The sequence below is a fragment of the Streptomyces sp. TAA486 genome, assembly GCF_000426165.1.
The window spans coordinates 254,928-275,894 of sequence record NZ_AUEV01000012.1; the positions used below are offsets into that span (position 1 = coordinate 254,928).

At 70.7% G+C, this 20,967-nt stretch carries 18 protein-coding genes and 1 pseudogene; 13 read left to right on the plus strand and 6 right to left on the minus strand.

Annotation, left to right across the window (positions count from 1 at the left end; genetic code table 11):
• Complete coding sequence (locus I004_RS0117285) at positions 1 to 1,059, minus strand: LacI family DNA-binding transcriptional regulator (protein WP_028436530.1); 1,059 nt, start codon at positions 1,057 to 1,059, stop codon at positions 1 to 3.
• Positions 1,060 to 1,196: 137 nt separating this feature from the next.
• On the opposite strand from I004_RS0117285, the gene I004_RS0117290 reads away from it, so the two are divergent.
• From I004_RS0117290 to I004_RS0117345, 12 genes and pseudogenes are all read left to right on the plus strand, one after another.
• Positions 1,197 to 2,504, plus strand: a complete 1,308-nt coding sequence (locus tag I004_RS0117290; protein ID WP_028436531.1) for an MFS transporter — start codon at positions 1,197 to 1,199, stop codon at positions 2,502 to 2,504.
• A gap of 9 nt (positions 2,505 to 2,513) precedes the next feature.
• The gene (gene pafA, locus I004_RS0117295; RefSeq protein ID WP_028436532.1) at positions 2,514 to 3,875 is read left to right on the plus strand and encodes a Pup--protein ligase; all 1,362 of its coding nucleotides are present in this window, start codon (positions 2,514 to 2,516) and stop codon (positions 3,873 to 3,875) included.
• Between the two features lie 87 nt (positions 3,876 to 3,962).
• Positions 3,963 to 4,916: an FKBP-type peptidyl-prolyl cis-trans isomerase gene (locus I004_RS0117300; protein ID WP_028436533.1), complete on the plus strand. Its 954-nt coding sequence runs from the start codon at positions 3,963 to 3,965 to the stop codon at positions 4,914 to 4,916.
• Positions 4,917 to 4,977: 61 nt separating this feature from the next.
• The gene (locus I004_RS0117305) at positions 4,978 to 5,352 is read left to right on the plus strand and encodes an FKBP-type peptidyl-prolyl cis-trans isomerase (protein WP_028436534.1); all 375 of its coding nucleotides are present in this window, start codon (positions 4,978 to 4,980) and stop codon (positions 5,350 to 5,352) included.
• 149 nt (positions 5,353 to 5,501) lie between these two features.
• Complete coding sequence (locus I004_RS0117310) at positions 5,502 to 6,473, plus strand: WYL domain-containing protein (RefSeq protein WP_028436535.1); 972 nt, start codon at positions 5,502 to 5,504, stop codon at positions 6,471 to 6,473.
• A gap of 15 nt (positions 6,474 to 6,488) precedes the next feature.
• The gene (locus tag I004_RS0117315; RefSeq protein WP_028436536.1) at positions 6,489 to 7,451 is read left to right on the plus strand and encodes a WYL domain-containing protein; all 963 of its coding nucleotides are present in this window, start codon (positions 6,489 to 6,491) and stop codon (positions 7,449 to 7,451) included.
• 44 nt (positions 7,452 to 7,495) lie between these two features.
• Positions 7,496 to 7,690: pseudogene (locus I004_RS34475) on the plus strand (hypothetical protein); the annotation flags it as partial.
• 329 nt (positions 7,691 to 8,019) lie between these two features.
• Positions 8,020 to 8,304: a Sec-independent protein translocase subunit TatA gene (gene tatA, locus I004_RS0117325; protein ID WP_028436537.1), complete on the plus strand. Its 285-nt coding sequence runs from the start codon at positions 8,020 to 8,022 to the stop codon at positions 8,302 to 8,304.
• Positions 8,305 to 8,381: 77 nt separating this feature from the next.
• On the plus strand, positions 8,382 to 9,362 hold the full coding sequence (gene tatC, locus I004_RS0117330; protein WP_028436538.1) for a twin-arginine translocase subunit TatC: 981 nt from the start codon (positions 8,382 to 8,384) through the stop codon (positions 9,360 to 9,362).
• Positions 9,363 to 9,379: 17 nt separating this feature from the next.
• Positions 9,380 to 10,273, plus strand: coding sequence for a diacylglycerol kinase (locus tag I004_RS0117335; protein WP_028436539.1), 894 nt, complete (start codon positions 9,380 to 9,382; stop codon positions 10,271 to 10,273).
• A gap of 45 nt (positions 10,274 to 10,318) precedes the next feature.
• Complete coding sequence (locus I004_RS0117340; protein ID WP_028436540.1) at positions 10,319 to 13,129, plus strand: DEAD/DEAH box helicase; 2,811 nt, start codon at positions 10,319 to 10,321, stop codon at positions 13,127 to 13,129.
• Between the two features lie 139 nt (positions 13,130 to 13,268).
• On the plus strand, positions 13,269 to 14,489 hold the full coding sequence (locus I004_RS0117345; protein ID WP_486580067.1) for a phosphatidylinositol-specific phospholipase C1-like protein: 1,221 nt from the start codon (positions 13,269 to 13,271) through the stop codon (positions 14,487 to 14,489).
• 54 nt (positions 14,490 to 14,543) lie between these two features.
• Here the strand turns inward: I004_RS0117345 and I004_RS0117350 are convergent, their stop codons facing one another.
• Complete coding sequence (locus tag I004_RS0117350; RefSeq protein WP_028436542.1) at positions 14,544 to 15,392, minus strand: siderophore-interacting protein; 849 nt, start codon at positions 15,390 to 15,392, stop codon at positions 14,544 to 14,546.
• Between the two features lie 167 nt (positions 15,393 to 15,559).
• Entirely contained in the window at positions 15,560 to 16,474 is a 915-nt protein-coding gene (locus I004_RS0117355; RefSeq protein WP_028436543.1) for a 5'-3' exonuclease, read from the minus strand.
• Between the two features lie 314 nt (positions 16,475 to 16,788).
• Between I004_RS0117355 and I004_RS0117360 the strand changes: the two genes are divergently transcribed.
• Positions 16,789 to 17,535, plus strand: coding sequence for a helical backbone metal receptor (locus I004_RS0117360; protein ID WP_028436544.1), 747 nt, complete (start codon positions 16,789 to 16,791; stop codon positions 17,533 to 17,535).
• 51 nt (positions 17,536 to 17,586) lie between these two features.
• Here the strand turns inward: I004_RS0117360 and I004_RS0117365 are convergent, their stop codons facing one another.
• The 3 genes from I004_RS0117365 to I004_RS0117375 form a co-directional block, all read right to left on the minus strand.
• Positions 17,587 to 18,309 carry a gamma-glutamyl-gamma-aminobutyrate hydrolase family protein gene (locus I004_RS0117365; protein ID WP_028436545.1) on the minus strand — a complete coding sequence of 241 codons (723 nt, stop codon included), beginning with the start codon at positions 18,307 to 18,309 and terminating at the stop codon, positions 17,587 to 17,589.
• Positions 18,310 to 18,540: 231 nt separating this feature from the next.
• Positions 18,541 to 20,049, minus strand: coding sequence for an ethanolamine permease (eat, locus tag I004_RS34480; protein WP_051345112.1), 1,509 nt, complete (start codon positions 20,047 to 20,049; stop codon positions 18,541 to 18,543).
• 119 nt (positions 20,050 to 20,168) lie between these two features.
• The gene (locus I004_RS0117375) at positions 20,169 to 20,948 is read right to left on the minus strand and encodes an FCD domain-containing protein (protein WP_028436546.1); all 780 of its coding nucleotides are present in this window, start codon (positions 20,946 to 20,948) and stop codon (positions 20,169 to 20,171) included.
• Positions 20,949 to 20,967: the final 19 nt, after the last annotated feature.

The following is a 20,967-nucleotide window of genomic DNA, read 5'->3' on the forward strand; positions in this document are numbered from 1 at the left end:
TCAGGAGTCCGAGGAGGGCTCCGCCGTGGAACCGCGGCGGACCAGCTGGACGGGAAGCACGGGTGCATCGGCCTCCCGGCCCGCCAGAACGTCCAGCAGCGCCAGCATGCCGGCCGCACCGACCTCCTCCGCGGGGAGCCGCACAGTCGTCAACTCCGGCTCCAGCGCGGTCGCCAGGCTCAGATCGTCGAAGCCCGTCACGGACACGTCCTCCGGCACACGCAACCCCAGCCGCCGCGCCGCCTTGCACGCTCCGGCCGCCAGCAGATCGTCGTCACAGATCACGGCCGTGGGCCGCGGGTCGGCCGTCAGGGCACGGGTGGCGCCGCGCAGCGCATCCTCGACGCTGAGGTCGCTGGGCTCCGTGCGAAGCTCCGCTCCCGGCGCCTGGGCCACTGCCTGCGCCAGCGAGCGAGCCCGTACGCCGAAGGTCCAGGTGTCCACTGCCGCCGCGAGATGCGCCAGGCGCCGGTGACCGAGGACGAGCACATGGTCGGCCACCTGCCGCATGCCGTCGGCGATGTCGAGATTGACGGTTGCCACTGCTCGGTCGGCCTCGGGGTCGGTGTCCAGCATCACCAGTGGCAGTCCGCCCTCGCGCAGTGCCGCCAGAGCGTCCGGAGCCATCGAGGAGGCGATCACGCCGTCCAGCGCGGCGCGAGCGGAACCGAACGGGTCGACGGCCGGTCCGGTGCCCTCGGGAGAGGGATAGAGGACCACGCCGAAGTCGTGCTCGGCCGCGATCCGTGAGGCACCGGCGTGGACCCGCGCGAAGTAGTCGTGGGTAAGGGCGGGCACGACGAGGAGCGCCGTGCGGGTGCGTCCCAGTCGAAGGCTCCGGGCGGACAGGTTGGGGCGGTAGCCGAGCGCCTGTGCGGCGGCCCTCACGGTTTCCGCCGTGCGGGGAGAGACCCGTCCCTCCCACTTGCCGCCCAGCACAAGGGAGACCGTCGCCTGCGAGACGCTCGCCCGCCGGGCGACGTCACGGCTGGTGGGACGTCCGCTGGACGCCCCCGTGCGCGGCTGCTCCGCAGTGCCGGGCCGCCGGTTGCTCGCCATCCGTTCCGCTCCTTCGCCGCCCGCGGCCAGTTCCTGGGGTGGACCGTGGGGTCAGCGACATGGTACGTATGACGACGTTAGTTATACGTACAACGTGCTTGCCTGGAACGCTGGGCGCCGGAAGGAGAGTGGGAGCCGTGGCGATGGGCTACGCCGAACTGCTGCGTGCCAGGCACGCGATGCGGCTGCTCGCGGGCACGCTGACAGGCAGGCTTCCCAACGCCACAGGGCCATTGGCCATCGTGCTCTTCACCCGTGCCGAGGGAGGGAGTTACACGCTCGCCGGTGTTCTCTCGGCCGTGTACGGGCTCGCGACCGCCGTCGGCCAGCCGATGCTGGGACGTCTCGTCGACCTTCACGGACAGCCACGCGTGATGTTCCCCGCAGCCGTGCTCTCGGCGCTGGGCATGCTGCTGCTGACAGCGGTCGGCACCGACCCGGTGTGGGCCGCCACCATAGGGGTGTTCATTGCCGGGGTGTGCACCCCGCCGCTCGAGGGCGGCCTGCGCGCTCTGTGGCCCAGTGTGCTCAAGGGTCCGGGGAAGGTACACCGGGCGTACGCGCTGGACGCCGTCGCCCAAGAGGTGATGTTCGCCGTCGGACCGCTGCTGGTGACGGTGTTCGTGGCCCTCTGGAACGAGGCCGCGGCACTGCTGGTCATCAACACGATGGGTGTCCTCGGCGCGCTGTCGGTCGTCGTCTCGCCGCCTTCGCGAGCGTGGCGTTCCGAGCCGCGGGAGCCGCACTGGCTGGGCGCGCTCCGCTCCGCGGGGCTGCTGGCCCTGCTCGCCACCTTCTTCTTCGTCGGGCTCGCGCTGGGTGCCGTCGCCGTCGCCTCCGTGAGCTACGCCGACGAGCACGGCGAGGCCCTGATCTCCAGTTATCTCCTCTCGGCGCTGGGCTTCGGTGCGCTCGCGGGCGGAGTCGTCTACGGGGCGCGGCACTGGGCGGGCGTCCCGGAACGCAGGCTGGTGTGGCTTGTTCTCGCCCTTGCCGTGGGCTACATGCCGCTGGTCCTCGTCCCCGGAGTGATCGCGATGACGGCCCTGGCCGGCTTGTCAGGCGTCTTCCTGGCCCCGGCGCTCGCCTGCGCGTTCGTGGTCGTGGACCGTCACGCACCCTCGGGGACGGTGACCGAGGCCTTCTCCTGGCTGGTCACGACGTTCGGCGTCGGAGCGGCAGCCGGCACGGGGGTCGTGGGCCCCGTCATCGAGTGGGGCGGCGCCGCGGCGGGCTTCGCCGTCGTGGGCGGGGGAGGACTGGCGGCGTTCCTCGTGCTGCTGCTGACGGGCCGGGCCTTTTCGGTCGCCTCCGTGACTTCCCGCAGCACTTCTGTCGCGGGCCCGGCATCGGGCCAGGGACATGCGTCGCCCCCGGTCACGGAGGCGGAAAATGATCGCAATGGTGCCCCCGAACCCGGTTTCAGAACAGGCCGTCAGGCGTAATGTTCAGTCATGGACCGCCGAATCTTCGGGCTTGAGAACGAGTACGGCGTCACGTGTACGTTCCGGGGTCAGCGCCGTCTGTCCCCCGACGAAGTGGCGCGGTATCTCTTCCGCCGTGTCGTGTCATGGGGCCGCAGCAGCAACGTCTTTCTGCGCAACGGCGCCCGCCTCTATCTGGACGTTGGCTCCCACCCCGAATACGCGACTCCCGAGTGCGACAACGTGACCGAGCTGGTCACCCACGACAAGTCCGGCGAGCGCATCCTCGAGGGTCTCCTCGTCGATGCCGAACGGCGCCTGCACGAGGAAGGAATCGCAGGCGACGTCTTTCTCTTCAAGAACAACACCGACTCGGCGGGCAACTCCTACGGCTGCCACGAGAATTATCTCGTCGCGCGGCACGGGGAGTTCTCGCGTCTTGCCGACGTGCTCATCCCGTTCCTCGTCACGCGTCAGCTCGTGTGCGGCGCCGGCAAGGTGCTGCAGACGCCCCGTGGGGCCGTCTACTGCGTCAGCCAGCGTGCCGAGCACATCTGGGAGGGCGTCAGCTCCGCGACCACCCGGTCCCGGCCGATCATCAACACCCGTGACGAGCCGCATGCGGACGCGGAGCGCTACCGTCGTCTCCACGTCATCGTGGGCGACTCCAACATGTCCGAGACGACCATGCTGCTCAAGGTCGGGGCCACCGACCTCGTGCTGCGCATGATCGAGGCGGGCACGGTGATGCGCGACCTGACCCTGGAGAACCCGATCCGGGCCATCCGGGAGGTCAGCCACGACATCACAGGGCAGCGCAAGGTGCGCCTGGCCAGCGGCCGTGAGGCCTCGGCGCTGGAGGTGCAGCAGGAGTACTTCGAGAAGGCGCTGGACTTCTGCGACCGGCGCGGCATCCGCACGGGCCGCGTGGAGCGCGTACTGGAGCTTTGGGGCCGGGCCCTCGAGGCCATCCGCGCCCAGGAGCTGGACAAGATCAACACTGAGATCGACTGGGTCATGAAGTACCAGCTGATCGAGCGGTACCGGGCCAAGAACAACATCACGATGTCGCACCCGCGCGTCGCGCAGATAGACCTCGCGTACCACGACATCCACCGTCGCCGTGGCCTCTACTACCTGCTGGAGCGCAACAACCAGGCCGCCCGTATCTGCAACGATCTGAAGATCTTCGAGGGCAAGTCGGTGCCGCCGCAGACGACCCGTGCGCGGCTCCGCGGCGACTTCATCAGGCGGGCCCAGGAGCAGCGGCGGGACTTCACCGTCGACTGGGTCCACCTCAAGCTCAACGACCAGGCGCAGCGAACCGTCCTGTGCAAGGACCCCTTCCGGTCGGTCGACGAGCGTGTGGAGAAGCTCATCGCCGGAATGTGAGAAGTGTCGACCGGGGACGGGATGTCCGGGCGGGGCCGTAGGGTTGGCCCGACCGTCCGGACATCCCTATACCGCGAGTTGGACACAATGCTGCAGACCCCTCGGGGAACGACCCCCCACCCCAGGAAGACCTCCCTGCGCCGCTTTGTCGCGGCTCTCGCCGTGCCGGCGCTGATCGTCTCCGTTGCCGCCTGTGGCAGCGAGGAGGACCAGAACGGGCAGCCTCCGCAGGTCACCGGTGCCGCGGACAAGAAGCCGAAGGTGGCCAAGGGGAAGGGCAAGCCCCCGAAGGACCTGAAGGTCAAGGTCCTCAAGGAGGGCAAGGGGCAGAAGGTCAAGAAGGGCGACTCGCTCAACGCGGACTACCACGGTCAGCTGTGGAACGGTAAGGAGTTCGACAGCAGCTGGAAGCGGGGCCAGCCGGCCACCTTCCAGATCGGCACCGGCAAGGTCATCAAGGGCTGGGACGAGGCCCTGGTGGGCAAGAAGCTCGGCAGCCGCGTCGAGATGGTGGTGCCCCCGTCGAAGGGCTACGGCAAGCAGGGCCAGCCCCCCACGATCCCCAAGAACTCCACGCTGGTCTTCGTCGTGGACCTCAAGAAGATCATGCCGAACAAGATCGACGGCGAGGTGGCGAAGCTCGACCACAACCCCGAGCTGCCCGAGGTGAGCACCAAGGTCGAGAAGGACAAGGCACCCAAGATCACCATGCCCAAGGGCAAGGACAAGGCTCCGGACAAGCTGCTCGACGAGACGATCATCAAGGGCGACGGGAAGACGGTCACCGAGAAGAGCACCGTCCTGAGCCAGTTCACGGCCAAGCTGTGGAAGGACGGCAAGCAGCTCGACGACACCTGGGCCCAGGGCGGGCCGCAGGAGATCCCCGTCGCCAAGATCCCCGGCTGGGCCGAGGCGCTCAAGGGCAAGAAGGCCGGCAGCCGCGTCGTGATGTCCGTGCCGAAGAGCGAGTTCCCCAAGCAGCAGCAGAAGCAGTTCTCCTCGGGCGTGGTCTTCTCGGTGGACGTGCTGGACGTCAACTGAGTCCGTGTGCCGTGAAAGACTGGCGCGGTTGTCCGAATGATTTGTTGCTAGGAGCCATTTCGTGAGCACCGACAAGCCCGAGGTCGACTTCCCCGAGGGCGCGCCGCCTGCCGACCTGGAGATCGTGGATCTCTGGGAGGGCGACGGGCCCGAGGCCAAGGCCGGCGACAACGTCTCCGTCCACTACGTGGGCGTCTCCTTCTCCAGCGGCGAGGAGTTCGACGCCAGCTGGAACCGCGGCAAGCCGCTGCAGTTCCAGCTCGGCGCCGGCCAGGTCATCCCCGGCTGGGACCGCGGTGTGCAGGGCATGAAGGTCGGCGGGCGCCGTCGGCTGACCATTCCCGCGCACCTCGCCTACGGGGAGCAGGGTGCGGGCGGTGGCCGCATCAAGCCGAACGAGACCCTGATCTTCGTCTGCGACCTCGTCTCCGTCTGAGCCGGGCCGCGACGCGGCTTCTTCCGGGGGTCCCGCCTGCGGGCGGGGCCCCCGGGTCTTTGCTTTTGCGGGGAACCCCGCTAGCGGTACGGTCAATTGCCGAGAAGAGCACAGAGCAGTACGAGAAGTACGGGAGCACGAGGGAGCCCATGGCGATTGCCAAGGCCGAGCGGCTGATGAATCTGGCGCTGTGCCTGCTCGGGACCCGGCGCCCGCTGACGAAACGCGAGCTGCGTACCTCGATCGAGGCATACCTGGAGGCCGGCAGCGACGAGGCATTCAACAGGATGTTCGAGCGGGACAAGGACGATCTGCGCGAGCTCGGCCTGGTCATCGACACCGTGGAGAGTCTGGACGGTGACATCGGCTACCGGGCACAGCGCGACAGCAACCGGCTTCCGCCCATCGCCCTCGACGCCGAGGAGGCCACCGCCCTCGGCCTGGCTGCCCGCGTCTGGCAGCAGGCGCGTCTCGCGGGAGCCGCGAGCGGCGCGCTCCAGAAGCTGCGAGCGGCCGGCGGCATGCCGCAGCACGAGGACGGGGGCGCGGCCGAACCGGCCGTCGCGCACAGCACGCTGGAGCCCTACATCCCCGTCCGCGAGGCCGCTTTCGAGCCGCTGATGCTCGCCTGCCGGGACCGCCGTCCCGTCGTCTTCGACTATCGCAAGTCCAATGCGGCCCGCCCCGAGCGCCGTCAGGTCGAGCCCTGGACGCTGGAGTGCTGGCGGGGCCACTGGTATCTCGCAGGCTTCGACCGTGAGCGGCAGGCCGAGCGAGTCTTCCGCCTCTCCCGGATCACCGGGCCCGTGCGGTCGCGGGCCACCGCGTTCACCGCCGTCGTGCCCGATCAGGTGACCGTACGGGAGACGGTCGAGCGCTGGGCAGGCGAGAGCGCGTCGCGCACCGCGCGCATCCGGCTGCGCGCGGGGGCCGGCTACCCGCTACGGGCCCGCGCCACGGAGGTGCGGGAACTGCCCGACGGCTGGGAGGAGTTGGAGATCCCGTACGGACACGGGCTGGACGCCTGGCTGGTGGAGTTCGGGCCCGACGTGATCGTGCTGGAGCCGGCCGAACTGCGGGCCGAAGTGGTCGACCGGCTGCGCGCCGTGGCCAAGGGCTGAGGGGGAGCACAGACCGTGGCACCGAACGCCATCGACCAGACCCGCCGGATGCTGTCCCTGGTCACCTATCTCAGGGACCGACCGGGCGCCCGTATCGACGACGTCGCCCGGGCCTTCGGCATCACCGCCGACGAGTTGATCTCGGATCTCGACGTGCTGCCGATGTGCGGCACCAGCTTCCGCGGTGGCGACCTTCTGGAGATCGACACCGACGGCGAGCGCATCTGGTGGCGCAATGCGGACGCTCTCGGCAGCGACACCGCGCAGCCGCTGCGTCTGGCCTCCGACGAGGCGACGGCGCTGCTCGTCGCGGCCCGCGCCGTGGCCACGCTGCCGGGGTTGCGCGAGAGCGACCGGGACGCGCTGCGGCGTGCCACCGCCAAGCTGGAGGAGGCGGCGGGGGAGAACGCGGGCGCCAGTTCGCGGCTGTCGGTCACCTTCGAGTCGGAGGGCGGGGTCTTCGCCGATGTGGACCGCGCCATCGCCGAGCGGCGCAGGCTGTGGCTGCGCTACTACTCGCCGGCGCGCGACGAACTCACCGAGCGCGAGGTCGACCCCATCCGGCTCTTCGCCGTCGGGCACACCTACCTCGAGGCCTGGTGCCGCCTCTCGGAGGCCCGGCGTACGTTCCGGCTGGACAGGGTGGCCGAGATCCGCCTGCTGGAGGAGCCGGCGGACCCGCCGCCGGTGGAGCTGCGGGACCTGAGCGAGGGACTCGTCCAGCCCTCCGCGGAGGACCCCGAGGTGGTCGTCGATGTCGGCCCCGGCGGCCGCTGGGTCGCCGAGTACTACCCGTACGACAGCGCCGAGGAGCTTCCCGACGGCGGGCTGCGGGTCACCCTGCGCACGCCCGACCCGGCCTCGCTGAAGAGGCTGGCGCTGCGACTCGGACGCGACGGCAGGATCGTGGCACCGCGCGAACTCGCCGACAGCGCACGCGAGGCGGCGCGTACGGCGCTCGCGGCGTACGGGGAGTGAGAGTGCGCGCGGAGCAGCCCCGCTGTTCCCACTAGGCTCGGCCCATGCTCTGGCCCATGTTCTTTCTCGCACTCGCCTTCTGCGGAATCGCCGTGCTCGGTGTGCTGGCCGTCCGCGTCGGGCTGGAGGTCCGCCGGTTCTCCCGTGCCGTGGGCGACAGCTCGGAGCGCATCGCCCGGGCCGCCGAGGACCTGGAGCGTGCCGCCGTACCGCTGGCCGGGCGTGCGGGTGCCGCGCGTGACGCACACGCAGACCTGCGAGCCGAGGCCCGGGGCGACGGCAGCGGTGACTCAGGGGGCGACGGGCAGGGGGACGCAGCGCGGCCGGGCCGTGGGCGGCCGTGATGGCGCCGGCGCCAAACGCGCCCTGCCTGGCCCGTACCTTTGAGCGGTAGGCTGCACAGAGCCGCGTCATGGCGGTCGAAGAGCGCAACCTCGTGTAAGTACGGGCATTGCCCGTCGTTCACGGCTCAGGGTTACGATCGCTGAGAGCACTCGCTTGACGCAGCCCGTCCGATTCATACGGCAGGCAAGGACATACGCCGGCCCCGGCGAGAAGGTAGTGGCACATGATCGGCAACCTTAGGCCCATGGAGATCGTTCTGATCGTCCTGGTCATCCTGCTGCTGTTCGGCGCCAAGAAGCTTCCGGACATGGCCCGTTCGCTCGGCAAATCTGCCCGCATCCTCAAGAGCGAGGCCAAGCAGATGAAGAAGGACGGCGGCGACGAAAGCGACGCCGGCACCCCCGACACCCAGCAGGCGCCGAAGACCATCCAAGCCGCCCCCGGGGATGTCGCCAGCTCCCGGCCCGTCACCGAGCCGACCAAGAACCAGCAGCAGAGCCAGTCCTGACCACTGAGTGACTCCGCCGTGCACCGCCAGCACGGTAATCCCGGCATTTCCGACACTTCAGACAACGAGGACCTGGGTTGCTCAAGTCAGCCCGTAGACAGGGCAAAAGCGAGAAGGACCCCGAGGGGCGGATGCCCCTCGCGGAGCATTTGCGGGAGCTGCGCAACCGGCTGATGAAGTCGGTGCTGGCGATCCTCGTCGTCACCGTCGTGGCGATGATCTACTACAAGCCGGTCGCCGACTTCCTCACCGATCCGGTGCGCGACTCCGTCGGCTGCACGCAGGGCTTCGGGCGCGCCGCCGAGGACGGCGAGACGTGCGCCGAGATCACCATCAACGGCCTGATCGCTCCTTTCACGATCATGCTCAAGGTCGCCCTGATGGTCGGCGTGGTCGCCGCCTCCCCGATCTGGCTCCACCAGCTGTGGGCCTTCCTCGCCCCCGGTCTGCACAAGCACGAGAAGAAGTACGCGCGCGCCTTCGTCGGCGCCGGCGTCCCGCTCTTCGTCGGCGGTGCCTACCTCGCGTATCTGATCCTGCCCCAGGCTGCCGCGGCACTCCTCGACTTCACTCCGGACGGCACCGGCAACCTGATCCCGCTGGACGACTTCATCGACATCGTCACGCGGCTGGTGATCGTCTTCGGGCTTGCCTTCGAACTTCCGCTGCTGCTGGTGATGCTCAACCTCACCGGCATCCTCAGCGGGCGCAAGCTGCTGGGCTGGTGGCGGGCGATGGTGCTCTGCATCACGATCTTCTCCGCCGTCGCCACACCCACGGGCGATCCGCTGACGATGGCGGCCCTGGCGGCACCCATCGTGCTGCTCTACTTCGGAGCCGTGGGCATCTGCCTCCTGAACGACCGCCGCCGCAGGCGGAGCGATCCGTACGCGGAGCTCGACGACGACGAGGCCGCGCAGATCGACACCCCTGACGCCCTCGAGGAGGGTGAGAGCGTCCCCGCGCCCCGTGCTCTCCCGGAGGCGGAGTCCGGCGGCGGCCCGGGCACGAACGGAAGCGGTCGGCAGGGACGGGACGGTTACGGCGACGCGACCTGAGCAGGTATGGTCCGCGCGTGACCAGCGAGATCACTCTTTTCGTCAATCCCACTGCGGGCCGTGGCCGTGGCGCCGGCGCCGCACAGCCCGCCGCTGACTCCCTGCGGCAGGCCGGATTCGCCGTACGCACCGTCGTCGGCAACGACGCCGACGACGCGCTGGTGAGAGCCCGCGAGGCGGTGCAGGCGGGCACCGGAGCACTGGTGGCCGTCGGCGGTGACGGCATGTCTTCCCTGGGGCTCCAGGCGGTCGCCGGTACGGACACCCCGCTCGGCGTCGTCGCCGTGGGCACCGGCAACGACTTCGCCCGCGCCGCGGGCCTGCCCGTGCGGGAGCCCGCCGAGGCCGGACGCCTCGTCGCGGAGGCCCTCAAGGCCGGGCACGAGCGCCGCATCGATCTGGGCAGAGCGGGGGAGCGCTGGTTCGGGTCGGTGCTCGCCTCGGGTTTCGACTCGCGCGTGAACGACCGCGGCAACCGGATGCGCTGGCCCGCAGGCAAGATCAAGTACGACCTCGCGATCCTCGCCGAACTGGCCGCCTTCAAGACCATTCCGTACCGGATCACGCTCGACGACGGCGAGCCGATGGAGACCGAGGCCACTCTCGTGGCGGTCGGCAACGGCCCCTCGTACGGGGGTGGCATGCGCATCTGCCACGGCGCCGAGATGGACGACGGGCTCTTCGACGTGACGGTCGTCGGGGAGTGCAGCCGTGCGACGCTGCTGCGCGTCTTTCCCCGCGTCTACAAGGGCACCCATCTGTCCCATCCCGTCGTCACGACGTACCGCGCGCGCAGCGTGCGCCTGGAGGCGCCGGACGTGACGGGATACGCGGACGGTGAGCCGCTCGGACCGCTGCCGCTGACGGCGCGGGTGGTTCCGAGGGCCGTCCGGCTGCTCGTGGGGGAGTAATGATCGTGAGCGGTGTCGGAGGTGGCCGGTAGGCTCGTAGTCACGATGACCGAGGATCTGTCTCCCGCAGAGCGATATGCACTGGCGCGGCTGCGCGCCGCCGAGCAGGCCACCGCTCTCGCCCCGTTCCGTGACCTGTACGACTTCGATCTCGACGAGTTCCAGATCGAGGCGTGCCGAGCCCTCGAAGCCGGCAAGGGAGTACTGGTCGCGGCGCCGACCGGCTCCGGCAAGACGATCGTCGGCGAGTTCGCCGTGCACCTCGCCCTCACGCAGGGCCGCAAGTGCTTCTACACCACGCCGATCAAGGCCCTGTCGAACCAGAAGTACAACGACCTGGCCAAACGCCACGGCGCGGACCGGGTGGGCCTGCTGACCGGGGACAACAGTGTCAACGCCGATGCCCCCGTGATCGTGATGACGACCGAGGTCCTGCGGAACATGCTCTACGCGGGCTCGCAGGCGCTCGTCGGGCTCGGATACGTGGTCATGGACGAGGTGCACTACCTCTCCGACCGGTTCCGGGGTGCGGTCTGGGAAGAGGTGATCATCCACCTGCCCGAGTCGGTGACACTGGTCTCCCTCTCTGCGACGGTGTCCAACGCCGAGGAGTTCGGGGACTGGCTGGACACCGTCCGCGGCGACACCGAGGTGATCGTCTCCGAGCACCGCCCCGTGCCCCTGTGGCAGCACGTACTCGGGGGCCGCCGCATGTACGACCTGTTCGAGGAGAAGGGCGACAAGCGCGAGGTCAATCCCGACCTGGTGCGCATGGCCCGCATGGAGAACAGCCGCGTGTCCGGCCCGCGGGACCGCCGCCGGGGGAACCCGCGCAGGGAGGCGGACAGGGAACGCGAGCGGCGCCAGCGGTCGCGCGTGTGGACGCCGAGCCGCCCGGAGGTCATCGACAGGCTGGACTCGGAAGGCCTGCTGCCCGCCATCACCTTCATCTTCAGCCGCGCGGGCTGTGAGGCCGCCGTGCAGCAGTGCCTCTACGCGGGGCTGCGGCTGAACGACAGCCCCGCGCGGGCGCGGGTCCGCGAGATCGTCGAGCAGCGCACGGCCGACATCCCCGACACGGATCTCCACGTCCTGGGCTATTTCGAGTGGCTGGAGGGCCTGGAGAGGGGCATCGCCGCGCACCATGCGGGCATGTTGCCCACCTTCAAGGAGGTTGTCGAGGAACTGTTCGTACGGGGCCTGGTCAAGGCCGTCTTCGCGACGGAGACCCTCGCCCTCGGGATCAACATGCCGGCTCGGTCCGTGGTGCTGGAGAAGCTCGTCAAGTGGAACGGCGAGCAGCACGCGGACATCACGCCCGGCGAGTTCACGCAGCTGACGGGCCGGGCGGGGCGCCGCGGCATCGACATCGAGGGCCACGCGGTCGTGCTGTGGCAGCGAGGCATGGATCCGGCAGCCCTCGCCGGTCTGGCCGGTACGCGCACGTATCCGCTGCGCTCTTCCTTCAAGCCCTCGTACAACATGGCGGTCAACCTCGTCGGGCAGTTCGGGCGGCACACCTCGCGTGAGCTCCTGGAGACGTCCTTCGCCCAGTTCCAGGCCGACCGTTCCGTGGTGGGCATCTCCCGTCAGGTCCAGCGCAACGAGGAGGGCCTGGAGGGCTACCGGGAGTCGATGACGTGCCACCTCGGCGACTTCGAGGAGTATTCGCGGCTGCGTCGGCGCCTGAAGGACCGTGAGACGGAACTGGCCAAGCAGGGCGCGATGCAGCGCAGGGCACAGGCAGCCGCGGCGCTGGAGAAGCTGAAGCCCGGGGACGTCATCCATGTGCCTACGGGCAAGTTCGCGGGGCTGGCGCTCGTCCTCGACCCGGGGACGGGCGCGGGTGGCCGGGGTCCCGTCGAGCGCCGGGGCTGGCATCAGCAGGACGGGCCGCGTCCACTGGTCCTGACCGCACAGCGGCAGGTGAAGCGGCTGGGTTCCATCGACTTCCCCGTGCCCGTCGAGCCGCTGGAGCGGATGCGCATCCCGAGGTCGTTCAACGCCCGCAGCCCACAGTCCCGTCGGGACCTTGCGTCCGCGCTGCGCACGAAGGCCGGTCACCACGCGCCTCCGCGGCACCGCAAGCAGCGGGCGGACGCAGCCGACGACGACGAGATCGCACAGCTGCGCGCCGACATCCGCCGCCACCCCTGCCACGGCTGCGACGAGCGCGAGAACCACGCCCGTTGGGCGGAGCGGTACCACCGGCTCAAGCGGGACACGCGTCAGCTGGAGCGCAAGATCGAGGGCCGCACGAACACCATCGCCCGCACCTTCGACCGTGTCTCCGCGCTGCTGACGGAGCTGGGCTACCTCCGCGGCGACGAGGTGACGGAGGACGGGCGGCGGCTGGCGAGGCTCTACGGCGAGCTGGACCTCCTGGCGAGCGAATGCCTGCGTGAAGGCGTGTGGGAGGGCCTGCCTCCTTCCGAACTGGCCGCCTGCGTCTCGGCGTTGGTGTACGAGTCGCGCGCCGCCGACGACGCCCTGCCCCCGAAGCTGCCGAGCGGCGGAGCGCGGGGCGCCCTGCAGGAGATGGTGCGCATCTGGGGCCGCCTGGACGCCCTGGAGGAGGAGCACCGCATCAGCCAGACCGAGGGGGTCGGCCAGCGCGAGCCGGACCTCGGCTTCGCCTGGGCCGCCTACCGGTGGGCCGAGGGCCACGGCTTGGACGCGGTGCTGCGTGACGCCGACATGCCCGCCGGCGACTTCGTGCGCTGGTGCAAGCAGTGCATCGACGTGCTGGGGCAGATCGCGGTCGCGGCGCCGGAAGGCGGAGATGTGGCGAAGAACGCGCACAAGGCGCTGGAGTCGATGCGGCGCGGAGTCGTGGCGTACACGAGCGTGGGCTGACACCCCCGCGGCCGGGGAGTGCACGGCCCGGCCGCATCGGCGCCTCGGTCAACGGCCGTGCTTCGCACGGGTGTTGGCTCCGTGCGCCGCGTGGGCATGTACATCGCGCCCGAAGTTCTCGTGCCCGCGGGAGGTCGATGTGCGCACCACGTCCGGATCCGCTTCCAGACCCCGTCCCGGCCCCACGTTCCCGTCCGGATCCAGGGGCCGGCGATGGGCCGCGTCCGTCGCAGCCCTGGCCGCGGCCGTCGCGCTCTCGTCGGCGGCGCCCGCCCCGCAGTCCGCGAAGGAGCGCTCCACGGCGGACGGACTGCGTGTCACGCAGCTCCAGGCGATGGCGACCCACAACAGCTACCACCGTGAAGCGCCGTTCGCCGAGCAGCAGTTGATGGCACAGCACGACCCCAACTTCCCTACGCTGCTCTACAGTCACGCGTCGCTGCCCGTGCAGTTCTCCCGTCAGCAGGCCCGCGGCATCGAACTGGACGTCTTTCCCGACCCGGACGGTGGTCTCTACGCCGACCCGCTGATCCGCAAGGGCGCCGGCCTGCCGCCGCAGGACGATCCGGATCTGAGCGAGCCAGGCTTCAAGGTGATGCACTGGGCCGACTTCGATTACCACAGCAGCTGCGTCACGCTCAGGCGCTGCCTGACGCAGGTGAAGAAGTGGTCCGAACGGCGCCCCGGTCATGTGCCCGTGCCCGTGCTCCTCGAACTCAAGGAGACGGACCCGGAGATGGAGGCCCGCGGCGGAGCGAAGAGCCCGCCCTGGGACACCGGGATGCTGGACGCGCTGGACGCGGAGATCCGTACCGTCTTCCCCGACGAGGCCACCCTCACCGCCGACGACATCCGACGCCCCGGCGAAACGCTGGAGGAATCGGTGCGCAAGCACGGCTGGCCGCGGCTGTCCGCCGCCCGCGGCAAGGTGATGTTCCTGATGGACAACGACGACCAGAAACTTCAGGACGCCTACCGGGCTGGGGGGAGGGAGAGCCTGCAGGGCAGGGTTCTGTTCACCGATTCCGAACCGGGCCGCGCGGACGCCGCGTTCATGAAGGTCAACGACCCGACAGGGCCCAACAAGGCCGTCATCCAGGACCTTGTGAAGCAGGGGTACTTCGTCCGCACACGCTCCGACGTGCCCCTTGACCAGGCCTCCACCGGTGATACGGGCATGCTCCGCGACGCTCTGGCCTCGGGAGCCCAGATGGTCTCGACGGACTTCCCCGTACCGGGCCTCGCCGCCCGCTACGGCTCGGACTACGTGGCCGAACTCCCGCGTGGCAGCGGTCCGGTGAGATGCAATCCGGTCACGGCGCCGGGGCGGGAATGCCCCGGCGGCCGGATGGAACGCTGACGTCCCACCGGACGCGCGGAGCAACGAGCGGAACGGGCGGGGGACCGGTCACGGCTACTGGCCGGTGCCCGCCTCCTGCTCGGCCTCGACCTGCGCCTTCCAGTCCTTCTTCGACGCCTGCCAGCCGTCCTCGTCGTGGCCGAGCCGCCAGTAGCCGGAGATGGACAACTGGTCGCGCTCCAGGCCGCGTTCGAGACGCAGATGACGGCGGAGTTCCTTGACGAAGCCGGCCTCGCCGTGCACGAACGCCTGCGGCGTTCCCGGCGGGAACTCCAGTGCCCGCACGGCCTCGGTCAGCTTCGCTCCCACCCGGACCGTTCCACGGTGCAGCCACGTCACGCCGGCTGTGTCCGGCACGCTCAGCTTCTGCTCCTCCTGCGGGCCCTCGACCTCGATCAGCGCCCGCACAGTGGCGTCCGCGGGCATGCTCTCGAGCGCGGCCGCGATGGCGGGAAGGGCGCTCTCGTCCCCGGCGAGCAGATGCCAGTCGGCCTCCGGAGCGGGGGCGTAGGCGCCGCCGGGGCCGAGGAAGCGGACCTCGTCGCCCGGCCGGGCGTTTCGTGCCCACGGCCCGGCCAGCCCCTCGTCCCCGTGCACGACGAAGTCGAGCGTCAGCTCGCGCGCCGAGGGCGCCCAGGAGCGCACCGTGTACGTACGGGTGACGGGCCACTGGTCGCGGGGGAGGTCCGCGCGGATGGCGGCGATGTCGAACGGCTCCGGATACTCCACGCCCGGGACCGGGAAGAGCAGCTTGACGTAGTGGTCCGTGTACTCGCCGGCCTCGAATTCCGCCAGACCGGGGCCGCCCAGCACGACGCGCACCATGTGAGGGGTCAGCTGCTCGGTGCGGACCACGTGCGCGTGGTGGACCTGGTTCTTGCTGCGGGCCGGGCGGTCTGCCACGTGGGACTCCAGGATTGCGCGGAAGCAGAGGGGACGGAGTAGTTAGGGTTACCTAAGTTCTCAACGTACCACTTCAGCCCGCGCAAGGCGCCGCCCGCCCCGCTCGCAGCCCTTCCCCGGGGCCCGCAGGGTTTCCCGGGCCCCGCCCTTCGGCAGTGCCTCCGCAGTCAGCGCTCCCGCTCCGCCAGCACGTTCAGCAGCCGCTCCAGGGAGCCACCGAGGCCCCACCGCTCCGCGAGGGCGTCGAGGGCCTGCGGGTCGCGCGGGCGGGACGGCAGAGCGGCGTCGAATTCCGGCAGGGCCACGTCGCTCGCGACGTGCACCACCTTCGGTGCCACGGCCAGATACGGGCGGGCCTCGGCCAGACGCTTGCGCTGTGCCGGTGTGATCGCCGACGCGGGATCCTCGGCGGCGGCGATGATTCCCGCCAGGTCGCCGTAGCGCTCCAGCAGCTTCGCGGCGGTCTTCTCGCCGATGCCCTGCACGCCCGGGAGCCCGTCGCTCGGGTCGCCGCGCAACAGGGCCAGATCGGCGTAACCCCCGCCGTCCACGCCGTACTTGGCGCGCAGAGCGGCACCGTCGTAGACGTCGAGCGTGCCGACGCCCTTGACCGGATACAGCACACGCACGCCCCGGTCGTCGTCGATCAGCTGGAACAGGTCGCGGTCGCCGGTGACGATGTCGACGGGCGAGCCGGCGCGGGCCGTGAGGGTGCCGATGATGTCGTCCGCCTCGAAGCCGGCCGCGCCGACGCGGGCGATGCCGACCGCGTCGAGCACGTCGTCGATGACCGGCACCTGCGGGCTCAGCGTGTCCGGGATCTCCTCGGCGTCGGGACCCGAGGCCACCTCCTCGGCGACGCGGTGCGCCTTGTAGGAGGGGATGAGTTCGACGCGCCACTGGGGACGCCAGTCGAAGTCCATGCAGGCCACGAGCGAGTCCGGGTGACGGTTGCTCACCAGGCGCGCGATGAAGTCGAGCAGCCCGCGCACCGCGTTGACCGGGGTGCCGTCGGGCGCCTTCACCGAGTCCGGCACGCCGAAGTACGCACGGAAGTAGAGGGACGAGGTGTCCAGGAGCATCAGGCGTCGTGCCGTCGTCGTAGTCACGCCCCGATGATGCCGTACGCCCCCGACAGCGGACACGGAAGAGGCACCGGGCGGACCGGGACGGCACGGCTCCGCTACGGCGGCCGGGCCGTTGCGCGATCCGCAATCCATGTGCGCGGGTGGCGCAAATTGGCCTGCCTCATCGGCCGAGTCCGGTCTACTCTCTTCTCCGTACGAGGAACGCGCCTCCGGCCCGTCGGCGACCCCCGGCGGACGACCACCGGGTGGCGTGGCCGCAGTACGGGGCTGCGGCACCTTGAGCCGCACGGGGGGCGTACGGTGCCGGTATGGCGCACAGACGTACCGGCACCGTGCGACGCGTCGTCTCCCTCGTCCCCTCCCTGACCGAGGCTCTGGCGGCGACGGCACCCGAACTCCTCATCGGCGCCACCGACTGGTGCAGCCACCCGCCCGGGCTGGATGTGGCCCGCATCCGAGGCACGAAGAACCCGGACGTCGAGCGGATCGTCTCCCTCGCGCCCGACCTCGTCGTCGCCAACGAGGAGGAGAACCGCGAGGCCGATCTCGCCGCGCTGCGCTCCGCCGGTCTGGACGTCCTCGTCACCGAAGTGCGCACGCTGCCGCAGGCGTTCGCCGAGCTGGACCGGGTACTCACCGCGGGCTGCGGGCTCGCCCGTCCGGGCTGGCTCGACGAGGCGGAGGATGCCTGGCGGGAGGTGCGCGCGGAGTTCGACGCGCGGGCCGTCGTGCCGGTGTGGCGCAAACCGTGGATGGTTCTCGGCCGCGACACCTTCGCGGGCGCGCTGCTGGCTCATCTCGGCGTGCACAACGTGTACGCGCACCACGGCGAGCGCTATCCACGGGTGCCGATCGAGGAGCTGAACGGGCACGGCGGCACCGATCTGATCGTGCTGCCGGACGAGCCGTATCTCTTCACCGGGGAGGACGGCCCGGAGGCGTTTCCCGGCCTGCCCGCCGCGCTCGTCAGCGGGCGTTACCTGACCTGGTACGGGCCCTCGCTCACCGAGGCCCCGGCGGCACTGGCGGGGGCGCTGCGCACCGCGCTCGGCTGACGGGACGTCCGCAAGGCGCCCGGATCCGGAGAGTGTCCCGGGACGCCCGCCTCAGCCTGCTGCGGGAGCCGTCCGTTCCGCCGGCGCCGCCTGTGCCGCCGCCACCAGGGCGCGCATCACACGCACGTCCTGGCCCTCCTCGGGGTGCCACTGGACGGACAGGACGAACGGGTGCTCGGCGCCCGGCAGTTCGAGCGCCTCGACCGTGCCGTCTTCGGCGTGAGCACCGGGAACGAGACCCTCACCCAGCCGCGCCACCGCCTGGTGGTGGTACGTCGGCACGGACACCGGCTCTGGCAGTACCTCGGCGAGCCGCGTACCGGCGACGGGCCGGACCGTGTGCTCGGCGAAGACGCCCGGTCGCCCGCGGTGGCCCTCCATGTGCTGGACGAGGGTGCCGCCCAGCAGGACGTTGAGGATCTGCATCCCCCTGCAGATCCCCAGCAGAGGCACGCGCTGCTCCAGGGCGGCGCGGGCCAGGGCGAGTTCCCAGGCGTCGCGCTCGGGGTCGGACGAGCCGCAGTCGGGCCCTCGCTCCGCCCCGTACCTGGAGGGTTCGACGTCCGGGCCGCCGGAGACGACCAGGCCGTCGAGCCTGCTCACGATCCGGTCGGCGTGCTCGTCGACGTCCGGCGGCAGCAGCAGTGCACATCCGCCCGCCCGTTGCACGAGGCGGTGGTACCCGGCGGGCAGCACCGCGGCCTGGTGCTGCCACACGCCCCAGCGGACGTCGGTCTCCATGTATGTGCTGACGCCGATCAGCGGGCTTTGCATGGCGTAAGGCCTCCGGCTGCGGATCTCGTCGTCTCCGGGCGTTCCGTCGGTCGCGGTGCCCGCACCTCAGGATCTGGGACCCGGTCCCGTCCGGTGCTCCAGCGTACGGACGTGGCGTGCCCCGGGCCGCGCGTACGCCCGCGTGCCCGCCCGTCGCGCGAGGGAACGGCCGGGCGGGCACTGCCGGACGAGAACGGGCCCGACGGTCGATGAGGACGGGCGGGACGGTGTCTAGGAGCGTGCGTGCGGGGCGGGAGCGGGGTCGTCGCCGTCGGAGTCCCGCTCCAGCTCCGCCTCGGCGGCCGCGAGCGCCGCGAACTCCTCCTCGGGGGCGGCGGCCACAAGGTGGTGCCGGCTGTAGAGGGCGAAGTAGGCGACGGCCACGACGTAGAGGACCAGGGCGATCCCCGCCGCGGTCGGGTCGACCAGGAACGTGGCCACGACGGCCGAACAGGCGAGCACGAAGGCCACCGACGAAGTGAGCAGCCCGCCGGGTGTGCGGTACGGACGGGGCAGCTCCGGCTCGCGGCGGCGCAGCACGATGTGCGAGAGGGACATCAGCACGTAGCTGATGGCGGCGCCGAAGACGGCGATGTTCAGCATCCGCGCACCGTCGCCCGTGTACGCCGCCAGCCCGAAGCCGATCACGCCGGGCACCAGCAGGCCGAGGTAGGGGGCCTTGCGCCGGCTCGTCAGGGAGAGGAACCGGGGCAGGTATCCGGCGCGGGACAGGGCGAACAGCTGCCGGGACCCGGCGTAGATGAGGGAGAAGAACGAGGCCACCAGGCCTGCCAGGCCCGCGTAGTTGACGATCCTGCTCAGCAGCGTGGGCTCGCCGCCGGTCGCCGCCTGCAGAGCCGCGACGAGCGGGTTGTCGGCGTCCTTGATGGCGTCCGAACCGGCCGCTCCGGCAGCGGGGATCAGCGTGATGAGCGCCAGGAGGACCAGGATGCCGATCGACCACGCGAGCGCCTTCGGCATGGCCCGGACCGGGTCACGGGCCTCCTCGGCGGCGAGCGGCACGCCCTCGACGCCGAGGAAGAACCACATGCCGAAGGGGAACGCCGCCCAGATGCCCAGCAGCCCGAGCGGCAGCCACGAGTTGGAACCGAGGGCGGCGCCGTCGACCGCGACGTCGTTGAGCGAGCCGCCGCCGAAGTGCGTGAACGCGCCGACGCAGAAGACCAGCAGGGCCGCGACCGCGATGCCGGTGACGATGAAGCTGAAGCGCAGCGCCTCACCGACGCCCCACAGGTGGATACCGATGAAGAGCGCGAAGCACACCAGATAGACGGGCCAGCCCGCCTCGATTCCGAAGAGGCCGAGAGACTCGACGTAGCCGCCGATGAAGACCGCGATGGCCGCCGGGGCGAGGATGTACTCGATGAGGATGGCCGTACCGGTCAGGAAGCCGCCCCAAGTCCCCAGCGCCCGGCGGGCGAAGCCGTAGCCGCCGCCGGCGGTCGGCAGGATCGAGGAGAGTTCCGCGAGGGAGAAGACCAGGCAGGCGTACATCGTGCCCATGAGCACGGTGGCTATCGCCAGTCCTCCGAAGCCGCCTTCGGCGAGGCCGAAGTTCCAGCCCGCGTAGTCGCCCGAGACGACGTATGCCACTCCCAGACCGGTCAGCAGCAGCCACCCCGCGCTGCCCCGCCGCAGCGACCGTGCCTGGAGATACGCTTCCGCGCTTTCCGGGCCGGTATCGGGGGACGAGTGCGAGGACTTGGTTCCATCGGCCATGACCGCTCCTACCCTCGGCATTGGTGTGGCTACATACCTTTGCGCCGAGGTGGGGCGCAGCGCAACCCCTGGTGCGTCACGCAGGGATTACGTGTGTGTGCCGCCGTCACGCCGGACGGTCATGCGAGGAACCCCCGCAACAGCGCGGCCGTACCCGCGCAGTGCTCGCGGCTCACGGTGCGCGCCCGCTCCGGGTCGCCGGCCAGGACGGCCTCGACCAGTTCCGCGTGCTGGCGCTGTGCGTGCTCCAGATTACGCACCAGCAGCGGGATGCGGCCCAGCAGGTCGTTGACCTTGGCCCGCACGGCCGCGTACTGGGCCGTGAGCGTGGGGGAGCCGGCCAGTTCGACGAGGGTGAGGTGGAAGAGGGTGTCGCTGCGGCGGTAGTCGGCGAGGGCCGCGTTCCGGGTGGCGTCCAGGGCCGCGCGCAACTGTGCGGCCTCGGACTTCTCCAGCCCGCGGGAGGCGCACAGTTCGGCCGCGCCCGTCTCGAGCACCTCGCGGAAGCGGAGTGTGTCCCGCACGTCCACGTCCTCGGGGGGCTCGACGACGCCGGGCGGATTCTCCGATGTCTCCGCGTCGGGTGCGGGAGGCTGCGGGTGCTGTACGAAGGTGCCGCCGTAGCGGCCGCGCCGACTGACCACCAGGCCCTGTTCGGCGAGTACCTTGAGCACTTCGCGGAGCATCACGCGGCTGATGCCGAGGCGTTCGGCGAGTTCGCGTTCGGCGGGGAGCCGTTCGCCGTCGGGGACCAGGCCCAGCCGGACGATCTGGAGTATCTGCTCCAGAGCCTCCTCGAAGCCGTTGCCGGCCCGCACCGGGCGCAGCACGGCGGCGAGCCGGTCGTTCCCGGTCCGGCCGCCGGTGCTCCCCGGCGCGGCTCTGTGATCGGCTCTCACTGCCCCTCCCTCATCGAAC

Coding starts and splice junctions, on each gene's coding strand:
- I004_RS0117285 (WP_028436530.1), bottom strand. CDS start 1,059: ATGGCGAGCAACCGGCGGCCCGGCACTGCGGAGCAGCCGCGCACGGGG.
- pafA (WP_028436532.1), top strand. CDS start 2,514: ATGGACCGCCGAATCTTCGGGCTTGAGAACGAGTACGGCGTCACGTGT.
- I004_RS0117300 (WP_028436533.1), top strand. CDS start 3,963: ATGCTGCAGACCCCTCGGGGAACGACCCCCCACCCCAGGAAGACCTCC.
- I004_RS0117310 (WP_028436535.1), top strand. CDS start 5,502: ATGGCGATTGCCAAGGCCGAGCGGCTGATGAATCTGGCGCTGTGCCTG.
- tatA (WP_028436537.1), top strand. CDS start 8,020: ATGATCGGCAACCTTAGGCCCATGGAGATCGTTCTGATCGTCCTGGTC.
- I004_RS0117340 (WP_028436540.1), top strand. CDS start 10,319: ATGACCGAGGATCTGTCTCCCGCAGAGCGATATGCACTGGCGCGGCTG.
- I004_RS0117355 (WP_028436543.1), bottom strand. CDS start 16,474: ATGCTCCTGGACACCTCGTCCCTCTACTTCCGTGCGTACTTCGGCGTG.
- I004_RS0117360 (WP_028436544.1), top strand. CDS start 16,789: ATGGCGCACAGACGTACCGGCACCGTGCGACGCGTCGTCTCCCTCGTC.
- I004_RS0117365 (WP_028436545.1), bottom strand. CDS start 18,309: ATGCAAAGCCCGCTGATCGGCGTCAGCACATACATGGAGACCGACGTC.
- eat (WP_051345112.1), bottom strand. CDS start 20,049: ATGGCCGATGGAACCAAGTCCTCGCACTCGTCCCCCGATACCGGCCCG.